The sequence below is a fragment of the Mycobacterium sp. 1274756.6 genome (assembly GCF_001668625.1).
Taxonomy (GTDB): Bacteria; Actinomycetota; Actinomycetes; order Mycobacteriales; family Mycobacteriaceae; genus Mycobacterium.
The window spans coordinates 1-11,365 of record NZ_LZLJ01000056.1; the positions used below are offsets into that span (position 1 = coordinate 1).

Annotated in this window: 11 protein-coding genes and 1 pseudogene; 6 read left to right on the plus strand and 6 right to left on the minus strand. The window is 72.4% G+C overall.

From position 1 onward, the window contains the following. The first annotated feature begins 3 nt into the window (after positions 1–3). Positions 4–939 carry a L,D-transpeptidase gene (locus A5643_RS07385; protein WP_082948798.1) on the plus strand — a complete coding sequence of 312 codons (936 nt, stop codon included), beginning with the start codon at positions 4–6 and terminating at the stop codon, positions 937–939. On the opposite strand, the gene A5643_RS07390 is transcribed toward A5643_RS07385, so the two are convergent. After that, positions 936–2,921 carry a M13 family metallopeptidase gene (locus A5643_RS07390; protein WP_066853509.1) on the minus strand — a complete coding sequence of 662 codons (1,986 nt, stop codon included), beginning with the start codon at positions 2,919–2,921 and terminating at the stop codon, positions 936–938. The two genes, A5643_RS07385 and A5643_RS07390, sit on opposite strands and share 4 nt — an antisense overlap. Before the next feature lie 38 nt (positions 2,922–2,959). On the opposite strand from A5643_RS07390, the gene A5643_RS07395 reads away from it, so the two are divergent. Both A5643_RS07395 and A5643_RS07400 read left to right on the plus strand, forming a co-directional pair. Continuing rightward, entirely contained in the window at positions 2,960–3,589 is a 630-nt protein-coding gene (locus A5643_RS07395) for a hypothetical protein (protein WP_066853510.1), read from the plus strand. A gap of 5 nt (positions 3,590–3,594) precedes the next feature. Then, a complete protein-coding gene (locus A5643_RS07400) occupies positions 3,595–4,278 on the plus strand; it encodes a hypothetical protein (protein ID WP_066853527.1) in 684 nt (227 codons plus the stop codon). 3 nt (positions 4,279–4,281) lie between these two features. Here A5643_RS07400 and A5643_RS07405 read toward each other — a convergent pair whose 3' ends face one another. Genes A5643_RS07405 through A5643_RS07415 form a run of 3 tightly spaced genes read right to left on the minus strand, consistent with a single transcriptional unit; the run spans position 4,282 to position 8,137 of the window. Further along, positions 4,282–4,695 carry a CoA-binding protein gene (locus A5643_RS07405; RefSeq protein WP_066853512.1) on the minus strand — a complete coding sequence of 138 codons (414 nt, stop codon included), beginning with the start codon at positions 4,693–4,695 and terminating at the stop codon, positions 4,282–4,284. 8 nt (positions 4,696–4,703) lie between these two features. Further along, positions 4,704–5,198 carry a hypothetical protein gene (locus A5643_RS07410; RefSeq protein WP_066853514.1) on the minus strand — a complete coding sequence of 165 codons (495 nt, stop codon included), beginning with the start codon at positions 5,196–5,198 and terminating at the stop codon, positions 4,704–4,706. A gap of 2 nt (positions 5,199–5,200) precedes the next feature. Next, complete coding sequence (locus A5643_RS07415; protein WP_066853516.1) at positions 5,201–8,137, minus strand: MMPL family transporter; 2,937 nt, start codon at positions 8,135–8,137, stop codon at positions 5,201–5,203. Positions 8,138–8,477: 340 nt separating this feature from the next. Here A5643_RS07415 and A5643_RS07420 point away from each other — a divergent pair, with 340 nt between their 5' ends. Continuing rightward, on the plus strand, positions 8,478–9,023 hold the full coding sequence (locus A5643_RS07420) for a hemophore (protein WP_066853518.1): 546 nt from the start codon (positions 8,478–8,480) through the stop codon (positions 9,021–9,023). A 4-nt stretch (positions 9,024–9,027) separates the two neighbouring features. On the opposite strand, the gene A5643_RS07425 is transcribed toward A5643_RS07420, so the two are convergent. Continuing rightward, positions 9,028–9,435 (minus strand): DUF3054 domain-containing protein, encoded by a 408-nt coding sequence (locus A5643_RS07425; protein WP_066853519.1) that lies wholly within the window; start codon positions 9,433–9,435, stop codon positions 9,028–9,030. 89 nt (positions 9,436–9,524) lie between these two features. Between A5643_RS07425 and A5643_RS07430 the strand changes: the two genes are divergently transcribed. Further along, positions 9,525–10,655 (plus strand): AI-2E family transporter, encoded by a 1,131-nt coding sequence (locus A5643_RS07430; protein WP_066853521.1) that lies wholly within the window; start codon positions 9,525–9,527, stop codon positions 10,653–10,655. Positions 10,656–10,670: 15 nt separating this feature from the next. Here the strand turns inward: A5643_RS07430 and A5643_RS18085 are convergent, their stop codons facing one another. Further along, positions 10,671–10,994 carry a hypothetical protein gene (locus A5643_RS18085; RefSeq protein WP_156628618.1) on the minus strand — a complete coding sequence of 108 codons (324 nt, stop codon included), beginning with the start codon at positions 10,992–10,994 and terminating at the stop codon, positions 10,671–10,673. Between the two features lie 166 nt (positions 10,995–11,160). Between A5643_RS18085 and A5643_RS17680 the strand changes: the two are divergent. After that, a pseudogene (locus tag A5643_RS17680) lies at positions 11,161–11,365 on the plus strand (hypothetical protein); the annotation flags it as partial.

The following is an 11,365-nucleotide window of genomic DNA, read 5'->3' on the forward strand; positions in this document are numbered from 1 at the left end:
GGCTTGGCCACCCCGACCAGCGACCCGTCCAGCGGGTTGAACGACGGCGGCAGGAACGGCGGGTCGCCGGTGGACCCGTTCGCACCGCCACCACCACCCGCACCACCCGCACCACCCGCGCCGCCGGCCCCGCCGGTGGCCGCACCGCCGGCCGACGGCCCGGCCACCGCCCCGACGGTGGCGCCGGGCGTGGTGCCCGCCGGGCAGAACCCGAAGCCATTCACCGGCGACCCGCCGTTCCTGCCGCCGTCGTTCAACCCGCTGGACGGGTCGCTGGTCGGGGTGGCCAAGCCGATCATCATCAACTTCCAGCGCCCGATCGGCAACAAGGCGATGGCCGAAGAGGCCATCCACATCAGCTCGGACCCGCCGGTGCCGGGCAAGTTCTACTGGATGACCCCCACCCAGGTGCGCTGGCGTCCGCTGGACTTCTGGCCGGCCCACACCCGGGTCAGCATCGACGCGGCCGGCACCAAGGCGAGTTTCCGCACCGGGGATTCGCTGGTGGCCACCGCCGACGACGCCACCCACGAGATGACGATCACCCGCAACGGCGAGGTGGAGAAGGTCTTCCCGATGTCGATGGGCATGAGCGCCGGCGGGCACGAAACCGAGAACGGCACCTACTACGTGCTGGAGAAGATGCCCGAGGTCGTGATGGACTCGTCAACCTACGGGGTGCCGGTCGACTCCGAGTGGGGCTACAAGCTGAAGGTCAAGGACGCGGTCCGCATCGACAACAGCGGCGGCTTCGTGCACAGCGCCCCCTGGTCGGTCGCCGACCAGGGCAAACGCAACGTCAGCCACGGCTGTATCAACCTCAGCCCGGAGAACGCCAAGTGGTTCTTCGACAACTTCGGCAGCGGGGACCCGGTCGTGGTGACGAACTCCGTCGGGCTGTACACCAAGAACGACGGCTCCCAGGACTGGCAGATCTAACTCCAGATCCGCACCCGCCGGGCCGGCTCGAGGTACAGCGCGTCGTCGGCGCCGACGGCGAAGGCGTCGTAGAAGGCGTCGATGTTGCGGATGACGCCGTTGCAGCGGAACTCCGGCGGCGAGTGCGGGTCGGTGGCCAGCCGGCGGATCGCCTCGGCGGTGCGTGACTTGGTGCGCCACACCTGCGCCCAGCCGAAGAAGACCCGCTGCACCCCGGTCAGCCCGTCGATGACCGGCGGCTCCGCGCCGTCCAGGGACAGCTGGTAGGCCAGCAGCGCGATCGACAGGCCGCCCAGGTCGCCGATGTTCTCCCCGACGGTGAACGCGCCGTTGACGCGGTGCTCCGCGTCGAGGCCGCGCGGGGTGTAGGCGTCGTACTGGGCGATCAGCGCGGCGGTGCGGGCGGCGAACTCGGCCCGGTCGGCGTCGGTCCACCAGTCCACCAGGTTGCCGTCGCCGTCGTACTTGGCGCCCTGGTCGTCGAAGCCGTGCCCGATCTCGTGGCCGATCACCGCGCCGATCCCGCCGTAGTTGGCGGCGTCGTCGGCCTCGGCGTCGAAGAACGGCGGCTGCAGGATCGCCGCCGGGAAGACGATCTCGTTCATGCCCGGGTTGTAGTAGGCGTTGACGGTCTGCGGGGTCATGAACCACTCGTCGCGGTCGACCGGGCCGCCCAGTTTGGCGGCCTCGCGGTCGAAGGCGGCGGCGGCGCCGCGCACGCAGTTGCCGTACAGGTCGTCGCGGTCGATCACCAGCGCGGAGTAGTCCCGCCACTTCGCCGGGTAGCCGACCTTCGCGGTGAACTTGTCCAGCTTGGCCAGCGCCCGCTCGCGGGTGGCCGGGGTCATCCACTCCAGGTCGCTGATGCTCACCCGGTAGGCCTCCCGCAGGTTGGCCACCAGCACGTCCATCCGCTCCTTGGCCTGCGGCGGGAAGTGCCGCTCCACGTAGAGCTTGCCGACCGCATCGCCCAGCAGGCTCTGCACCAGCCCGACACCGCGTTTCCACCGCTCCGGCAGCTGCTCGGCGCCGGTGAGGGTGCGCCCGTAGAACTCGAAATCCTCGGCGACCAGCGCGGCGGGCAGCGTCCCGGCCCGGGTGGTGATGATCTGCCAGCGCGCCCAGCGCTGCCAGTCGGCCAGCGGTTCGGCCGACCAGGTGGCGGCGAACGCGGTCAGGTAGTCGGGTTGGCGCACGACGAGCTCGGCGACCGCCGCGGCGGGGATCTCCAGCCCGGCCAGCCAGCCCGGCCAGTCGAAGCCGGGCGCCTGCTCGGCCAGGTCGGTGAAGCGGCGCAGGTTGTAGCTCGCCTCGGCGTCGCGGCGCTGGACCACATCCCAGTGCGCGGCGGCCAGTTTGGTCTCCAGCGCCACGATCGCCGCGGCGTCGTCGGCGTAATCGGCGGCGTCGCCGCCGTAGACCAGCGCGAACATCGCCGCGATGTGCCGCGGGTAGGCGGCGAGCACCGCGGCGTGCGCCGGTTCCCGGTAGTAGGACTCGTCGGGCAGCCCGAGACCGGACTGGGTCAGATACACCAGGTAGCGGCTGGAGTCCTTGGCGTCGGTGTTGACGTAGAGGGCGGCGCCGCCGCCGACCCCGCTGCGCTGCAGCCCGCCGAGCACCGCGGCCAGCGCCGCGCGGTCGGTGGCCGCCTCGACGGCGGCCAGCTCCTCGAGCAGCGGGGCCACCCCGCGCGCCTCGATCGCCTCCTCGGCCAGGAAGGCGGCGTAGAGGTCCCCGATGCGCTGGGTGTCGCTGCCCGGCGCGGCCCCCGCCGCGGCGGCCGCCTCGATCAGCTCCCGGACCTGGAGCTCGGCACGGTCGAACAGGGCCCGGAACGCGCCGTCGGTGGCCCGGTCGGCGGGCATCGTGTAGCCGGTCAGCCAACCGCCGTTGACGTGGCCGAACAGGTCGTCCTGCGGGCGGATGCTGTCGTCGGCGTGGCTCAGGTCGATCCCCGAGCGGGTGGCGGCGGTGGTCATCGGGCCATCCTGCCACGGCGCACGGTAGCCTCACGGCCATGTCCGACGCCGAGCAGGCCGAGCAGGCCGGCACCGCCGGCGCCGAACCCGCCCGCGACGCCGACGGCCCCGCCGAACCGCCCGCCGACCGGGTCTTCTCGCCCTACGGGGTGGCCTCGGCAGCGCTCGGGGTGCTGGCCGTGGCCGCGCTGGTGCTGGCCGCGCTGATCTGGTCGGGGCACCGCAGCGACGACGCCGAACGCGCCTACCAGGAGCGGGTGCTCCAGACCGCCGCCGACTGGGTGGGCCTGCTGGCCAACATCGACACCGGCAACGTCGAACCCACCCTGGCCCGGCTGCGGGACGGAACCGTCGGCGGACTCAACGCCGAGTTCGACTCCGCCATCCAGCCCTACCGCGAGGTGGTGCGGCAGTTGGCGTCCCGCAGTGTCGGGCAGGTCGAGGCGGTGGCCATCGAATCGGTGTATCGCGGCGACGACGGCCGGCCCCGCGACCGCACGCCGCTGCCCGAGGAACTGGCCGGGCGCACCGACACCGTGCTGGTGGTCGCCGCGTCGATCGCCGACAACACGGCAGGCGAGCCGCGGACGGTGCGCTGGCTGCTGCGCCTGGACATCTCCGACGTCGAGGGCACGCCGATGGTCTCGGGGCTGGAGTTCCTGCGATGAGCACGCTGCGCAACGGGTGGCGGGTGGCCGCCTTCGACGTCGCCGTGCCCGCGGCGACGGTCGTGGCGCTGCTGCTGATCGGCGCGGCGCTGGACTGGCCGCGCTGGTGGGTGGTGGCCGCCACCGCGCTGGTGCTGCTGATCGGGCAGGCGGTGCTGGTCAACGCGGTGCTGTGGCGCCGTGACGCGGTCACCGTCGGCACCGACGACGACCGGCCCGGCCTGCGGCTGGCGGCGGTGGGGCTGGCGACGCTGGCGCTGGTGGCCGCGGTGGCGGTGAGCTATCAGCGCTGGACGGTGCCCGACCGCGCGTTCCGCGCCGACGCCGCGCAGGTGGTGCGCATCGCCACCGATATCGCCGAGATCACCGCATCGTTCTCCCCAACCGACCCCGACGCCGCGGTCACCGCGGCCGAGGAGTTCATGGTGCCCGAGCGGGTGGCCGCGCTGAGCGAGGAGCTGGCGGCGGTCGGCGAGCAGATGCTGCGCGACAAGGTCAGCACGAAGGCCGCCACCGTCTCCGCCGGGCTCGAGGCGCTGGGCCGCGACGCCGCCAGTGTGGTGGTGCTGGTGCGCAGCACCCGCACCGCGGCGGGACAGCAGCCGCAACGCCGGGTGCTGGCCCTGCGGGTCGCCCTGACCAAGCCGCAGGACCGGTGGCTGGTGCTCGACGTCATCCCGATCCGGTGAGGATCAGCCCAGCCGGGCGTACTCGACCTTGAGGCAGCGGTCCATGACCACCTGCAACCCGGCGGCCGCGCCGTCGCGGGCCACCTGCTCGTCACGCAGACCCGACTGCAGCCACAGCGTCGCCGGCCGCGGCGTCAACGCCAGCACCTCGGCCAGCACGGTGGGCAGCTGGTCGCGGCGGCGGAACACGTCCACCAGGTCCGGGGTGACCGGCAACTCGGCCAGACTCGGATAGACCGGCACCCCGTCCAGCTCGCTGAAGGTGGGGTTGACCAGGAAGAACCGGTAGGGGGAGGCCGCGGCCAGATAGCGGTACACCTCGTTGCTGGGCCGGGCCGGGTTGGCCGAGATGCCGACCACCGCCACCGTGCGGGTCTGCTCGAGGATGCGGCGCAGGGCCGCGTCGTCGTGTGCCATCGCTGCTCTCAATTCTGGGTGGGGCGTTGCGCTTTCATCTTCACGAACCGGTCGGAGAGCCGACGCATCCGGATCATCAGCGACGCCGACGGGCTGACGGTGGCGTCCAGGTAGGCGCTGAGCTCCTCGGTGGGGACCCCGATCCGGGAGGCGAACTCCGGGTGGCCCAGCCCGGACCGGTCGATCAGCAGCTGCACATGGCGGGCCACCTCGGCGCGCTCGTTGGCCTCCAGGTGGGCGCGGGTGCGGGTCAGCACCTCCGACAGCGCCTTGGAGATGCCGTACGGGCGGGTGCCGGCCAGCACCTCCTCCACCTGCCGGGCGGTCCGGCCGTACGGGTCGCGTTTGAGGGCCACCACGATGCGCTTCCAGACGCTGATGTCGCCGTTCTCCAGGGCGGCGCGGATGGCGGCGGTGGGCCAGAACTCCACCGGCCGGTCGTTGTAGGACGCGCGTGCGCCGACCCGTCGCGAGGCAGGCTTGCTGTGCGGGTCCGCGCTCACCGTCACCTCGCCTCCTCGAGCATCGCCACCGCCACCGCCAGACAGCGCTGCCTCACATCATCCCAGTCGCCGTCCCACTGGTCGTGCCCGGTGTCGGGGTCCGGCGCGTCCACCGGGTCCGGGTCGGCCGAGGGCTCCGGCGCCGGCTGCGGGTCGGCCAGCCGGCGCACCAGCTGGGTGGCGATCCAGTTCGGCTGCAGCGACGGGCAGCGGTAGTAGCGGTCGATGCCGGCCAGGGCCACCGCGGCCGCCTCGGCGTCGACGGTGCCGACCAACTCGGCGAACTCGGTGAAGTCGCGCCGGGTGTTGCGGGACATGATCAGATACCCCTTGAGCCGCACGGTCTCCGCCGCGGTCGGGATCTGCAGGCGCTCCCCGGTGGTCAGTTGCACGTTGGTGATCTCCACCGGGCTGCAGCGGCGGAAGTCGGTGTCGTCGGCCTCGGTGCCCAGCGCATCCAGGGCGATCGCCAGCCGGTGCCGCCACACGGTGACCGGGTGGACCGGGCGCACCGCGCGCGGTGCGGCCCGGCCGATGACCCGCCGGGCCAGCCGGGTGTCGGCGGCGGTGGACGCCGGGACGGGGGAGCGGTGCCCGCCGGCGGCGCCGCGCTGGCAGCCGCTGAACGCCAGCGGGTCGGTGACGCTGACCGCCTCGGGGGCCAGGTCCTTGAGCCGCGCGGAGGACTTCACCACCATGCGCAGGTCGGCGGCGGGTGCGACCAGCGCCGAGATGTCGTCGGGGATGAGCACCACATCGCCGAGGTCGACGGCGGGCAGCGGCTTCTCGAAGTCCACCGACGGCAACAGCCGGGCCAGCCAGCGCGGCAGCCACCAGTTCCACTGGGCGAACACCGCCATCAGCGCCGGGACCAGCACCAGCCGCACCACGGTGGCGTCGATGGCGATCGCCACCGCGCAGGCGACCCCGAGTTGGGCGACCAGCGGCATCCCGGCGAACGCGAACCCGATGAACACCGCGATCATGATCAGCGCCGCGCTGGTGATGGTGCGCGCGCTGGTGCTCACCCCGTAGGCCACCGCGTCGCGGGTGTGCCCGGATTCCAGGAAGCGTTCCCGGATCCGGGTGAGCAGGAAGATCTCGTAGTCCATCGACAGCCCGAAGGTCATCGCCAGCACCAGCGGCGGGATGGTGCTGTCGATCGAGGACAGCCGCGGGAAACCCAGTTGCTCCAGCCACCCCCACTGGAACACCACCACCAGGCTGCCGTAGGCGGCGCCCACCGACAGCATCGTCATCAGCACGCCCTTGGCGGCCAGCACCACCGACTGGATCGCCAGCAGCAGCATCACGAACGCGATCGCGGCGACGAACGCCAGCACCAGCGGCTCGGCCCAGGCCACCCGGTCGTCGAAGTCCTTGATCAGCGCCGTCGGCCCGCCGACCGAGATCTGCGCCGAGTCGATGCCCGCGGTCTGCGGCAGCTCATCCCGCAGCCAGGACACCGTGCGGCGGGCCCCGAGGTTCTCCGGGTCCACCGAGAGCACCGCGGAGAGCAACGCGCTGTGGCCGTCATCGGAGAAGACCGGCGGCGACACCGTGGCGATCTGCGGCGCCTGCGCGATCCGCTGGGTGACCGCATCGAGGGCGGCGGTGTGCTCCGGCGACGACGCGGACCCGTCGGGGAAGCTGACCAGCACCCGCACCGGGCCGAGCGCGCCGGGGCCGAGCGCCTGCGCGGCCGCCGCCATCCCGCCGCGAATCTCATGGGCGGAGTCGAACTGGCGCACCATGCTGTTGCCCAGCACCATCGTGAACGCCGGCGCGGTCATCAGGATCAGCAGACCCGCGGCCCCGACGCTCGCCAGCCACGGCCGGCGCATCACCGCACCGACCCAGCGGGTCCAGAACGGGGACTGGGTGGCCTCGGGGCGCCGCGACCAGTGCAGCAGGGCGGCCCGCCGCGCCGCCGCCCGACCGAAGGTGGCCAGCACCGCCGGGGTGAGGGTCACCGCGGTGAGCACCGCGACGGCCACCGCCAGGATCGCGCCGGTGGCCATCGACACCAGTACCGGGGTGTTGATCAGATAGATCCCGCAGACCGACGCGATGACGGTGAGACCGGAGAGCACCACCGCGAGCCCGGAGGTGGCCATCGCGGCGTCGACCGCCTCCTGCGGCTGGCGGCCGGCCCGCAGCTCCTCCCGGTAGCGCATCAGGATGAACAGCGAGTAGTCGATGGCCAGCGCGATCCCGAACATCGACACCGTCGAGGTGACGAAGACCGACATCGTGGTGAACAGCGACAGCAGGTAGACCAGCCCCATGGTGACGACCACGGTGCAGATGCCCAGCGCCAGCGGGATCGCCGCGGCGGTCAGCGAACCGAAGACGGCCAGCAGCACGATCAGCACGACCGGCAGGTTCCAGCGCTCGGCCTGGGCGATGTCCTGTTTGGTCTTGTCCGCGGCGGCCGCGCCCAGCGCGCCCTGCCCGATGACGTACAGCCGGACGTGGCCGTTGGGGATCTGACCGGCCTCGATCCCGCGCACCCCGATCTCGTGGCGCAGCTGTTTGGCGGTGTCCACCGCGCCGGTGTTGTCGAAGCCCAGCTCCAGCATCAACACGTAGGGCCGGTCGGGTTGCGGGGGCGGCTGGGCGGGATTGTGCTGGACCGACACGGCCGGCAGCGTCGCCGCCGCCCGCTCCAGCTCGGCGACGGCCTCGGCCATGTCGGCCTGGGTGGCGGCGGCGCGCGGCGCGGCCACCAGCGCCAGCGGGGACGCCCCCTCGTCGGGGAAGTGGTCCTCGATCTCGTATTGCACATGCAGGGACTGGGAGCCGGCGACCTCGAAGCCGCCGCCGGTGAGTTGACCGGACTGGGTCAACGCCAGGTACACCGCGGGGATCACCGCCAGCACCCAGCCGATGAACACCACCCACCGGAATCGGCGCAGGTGGCGGCTGAGGTGAAGCATCAACTGCTGAATCTCAGTCTCCCCGCATCAGCCCGCGTTTCCGTCGCGTCACCCTACCGCAGCGTGTGGTAGGCTCACGCTCTTATTCGGGCCGCCCGGCTCGGTACGTCCGAGCGGAACTCCCGATCAGGACACCGCCGTCCGGCCGCCCCGCCCGCAGCAACCGATGCGGCGCGGTGATCGTCTCCCATTCGGCCGGTCGGCAGTTAGCCGGCTCACCGCGGATCCCGCCCACGGCGGAATCGGTGCTGGTCGGCGCGTCGGGTGGGCGTGCGCGGATTGGCGGCGATCGCCGCCGCGATGGCAGGATGGCGGAGTCCGCGAAGGTAAGGAGCTTTTCATGGCCAGGACCAGGGGGAACCGGCGGCAGCGGCTGCTCGGCGGCCTGACCGCAGCGGCGCTGGGGGGCGCGCTGGCGGTATCGATGTCGCCGTCGGCGGCGGCCAAGCCCGAGGATCCGTGCGCCGCCAGCGCGGTGGCCAAGACGGTCAGCAAGGTGTCCGCCGACACCGGCAAGTACCTGGAGAAGAACCCGGAAACCGACCGGGTGATCAGCACCGCGCTGCAGCAGGACCCCGGACCGCAATCGGTCATGACGCTCAAGAACTACTTCGACGCCAACCCGACCGTCGCCGACGACCTGGCCGAGATCAGCGAACCGCTCAGCGAGATCACCGCCAGCTGCCGGCTGCCGATCTCGCTGCCCCAGGTGCTGGGGCTGATGCAAGCCGCCCAGAACCAGCAGCTGCCCGGCCAGTTGCCCGGTCAGCTGCCCGCCCAGTTGCCGCCGGCCGCCGCCGACGTGCTGGGCAAGACCGGCCGGCTGCCCGGCCCCGCCGGCGCGGTCACCCGGCCCGGCCCGGCCGCGCCGACCGCCGCGGACTGACGCTTTACAGCACCACCGGTTCGGTGCGACCCGGGCCGCGCCGCCGGCTGGTCAGAGCCACCGCCAGCCGCCAGCCGAGCAGCAGGACGCCGGTGCTCAGCGTCGCCACCACCCAGAACGCGGCGGCGACACCCTGACCGGTCGCGGCGCGCAGCAGCATGCCCACCGGGACCGTGACCACCCAGATCACCAGCCCCGTCGGCGTGACGGCCAACGGACGCCGCCAGCCCCGCGCGATCAGCCAACCCGCCAACGCACCGACGAGGAACGGCCAGGCGGTGCCCGCGATGCCGGCGACGGTCAACCCCTCGGCGTGACTGCGCCGCCCCGCCGTGCAGAACAGCACCACCGCGACCGCGTCGGTCAGCGCGGCCGCCGCGACGGTGAGCGCCCGGTATCCCTGTTCAGCCACGGCTCTAGGTCATCACACCGGTTCGGCGCCCCGGCAACCGGGCCGATCAACCGCGGTCGGGGCGGTGGCGCGGCGGCTACGCTACCGATGTGGCGAACCCTGCTGAGGACTCCGTTCACCCGCTCGTCCGCCAGGCGGCGGCGTGGGCCTGGCGGCTGCTGATCCTGCTGACCGCGGTCGTGGCGCTGCTGTGGGTGATGAAGATCTTCGAGGTGATCTTCGTGTCCACGGCGGTGGCGCTGCTGCTGTCGGCGCTGCTGCTGCCCGGGGTGGACTGGCTGGACCGGCACGGCGTGCACCGCGGGCTGGCGGTCTTCCTCCTGCTGGCGACCGGGCTGGCGGCCATCAGCGGGATCCTGGCCTTCGTCATCAGCCAGTTCATCGAGGGGGTGCCGGGGCTGGTGGTGCAGGTGACCCAGGTGGTGGACTCCAGTCGCGCCTGGCTGGTCAACGGGCCGCTGCACCTGAGCGCCGAACAGATGGACAAGCTGCGCGACACCGTCACCCAGGCGTTGCAGACCAACCAGTCCGCGCTGACCAGCGGGGCGCTGTCGACCGCGGGCACCATCACCGAGATCGTCACCGGCGCGTTCGTGGTGCTGTTCACGATGATCTTCTTCCTCTACGGCGGCCGCAACATCTGGCAGTTCGTGGTGAAGATCTTCCCCACCGCGGTCCGGGAGAAAGTCCACACCGCCGGGATCGCCGGGTTCCGCTCCCTGATCGGCTACACCCGCGCGACATTCCTGGTGGCGCTGGTGGACGCGGTCGGGATCGGCACCGGCCTGGCGATCCTGGGTGTGCCGCTGGCCCTGCCGCTGGCGTCGCTGGTGTTCCTGGGGGCGTTCATCCCGCTGGTCGGTGCGGTGGTGACCGGCTTCCTGGCGGTGATCGTCGCGCTGATCGCCAAGGGCTGGATCGTGGGGCTGATCGCGTTCGGTGTGGTCATCGGGGTCAACCAGCTGGAATCGCACGTGCTGCAGCCCCTGGTGATGGGCCGTGCCGTCGCGATCCACCCGCTCGCGGTGGTGCTGGGCATCTCCGCCGGCGCGCTGTTGGCCGGCATCGTCGGCGCACTGCTGGCGGTGCCGATGATCGCGTTCTTCGACCGGGCGATCCGGGTGCTGATCGCCCCGGACGAGGAGGCCGAGGCGGTGGCCGACGGCGACGACCTGATCGAGGAACCGGTGGCCATCACCGCCCAGCCCGACCAGGTCTGACCGGCCCCGCCGGTTTCAGTAGCGGCCCTCGCGGCGCAGCAGTTCCTGGGCGCTGAGCCCGTCTTTGCCGCGGCGGCGGCCCTTCTCCGAACGGGCGTTGAGCTTCTCGGTCTTCGGGTCGTCGCTCTCGGGCTGGGTGGGAATCGCGGTGGTGGCGTCCTCGGGCGCCTCGGCCCCGGGTGGCGGAGTGGGCGGTTTGCCGGGTGTTGTGAACGCCTCGGTCTGGGCGTTCGACGGGGGCGGGTCGCCCGCCCCGCCGCGCAACTCACCGAGCCACGACTCGATCTCCCGTTCGCCGCCCTCCGGGCGCCGCGGCGCCGGCGGCGGACTCGCCGGCAACTTGGTGGTCGCCGGGTCGGTGGGCAGCTTGTTGGTCTCCGCGGCGTCGGGGCGCGGGCGGGGGATCCGCTTGGTCGGCGGGGTGTCGGCACCCGGGATCCGCTTGGTCGGCGGGGTGTCCGCGCCCGGGCTCCGAGTGGTCGGCGGGGTGCCGCCGGCGCGGGGGGTGCGGATGTTCCTGGTGCCCTCGGTGATGAAGCTGCTCGGCGACGACTGCTGGTGGGCCCCGCGCTGGATGAAGCGGCTGCAGAACCGGATCGGGCTCGGCGAGATCCACCTGCCCGACGAACGCAAACGCCCGGTGGTCGCAGCACCGATCCGGATGGATTCGGTGGTCGACATACCCGACTCGCGAGCCTCCACCATCCGCC

Coding starts and splice junctions, on each gene's coding strand:
- A5643_RS07390 (WP_066853509.1), bottom strand. CDS start 2,921: ATGACCACCGCCGCCACCCGCTCGGGGATCGACCTGAGCCACGCCGAC.
- A5643_RS07415 (WP_066853516.1), bottom strand. CDS start 8,137: ATGCTTCACCTCAGCCGCCACCTGCGCCGATTCCGGTGGGTGGTGTTC.
- A5643_RS07395 (WP_066853510.1), top strand. CDS start 2,960: ATGTCCGACGCCGAGCAGGCCGAGCAGGCCGGCACCGCCGGCGCCGAA.
- A5643_RS07405 (WP_066853512.1), bottom strand. CDS start 4,695: ATGGCACACGACGACGCGGCCCTGCGCCGCATCCTCGAGCAGACCCGC.
- A5643_RS07420 (WP_066853518.1), top strand. CDS start 8,478: ATGGCCAGGACCAGGGGGAACCGGCGGCAGCGGCTGCTCGGCGGCCTG.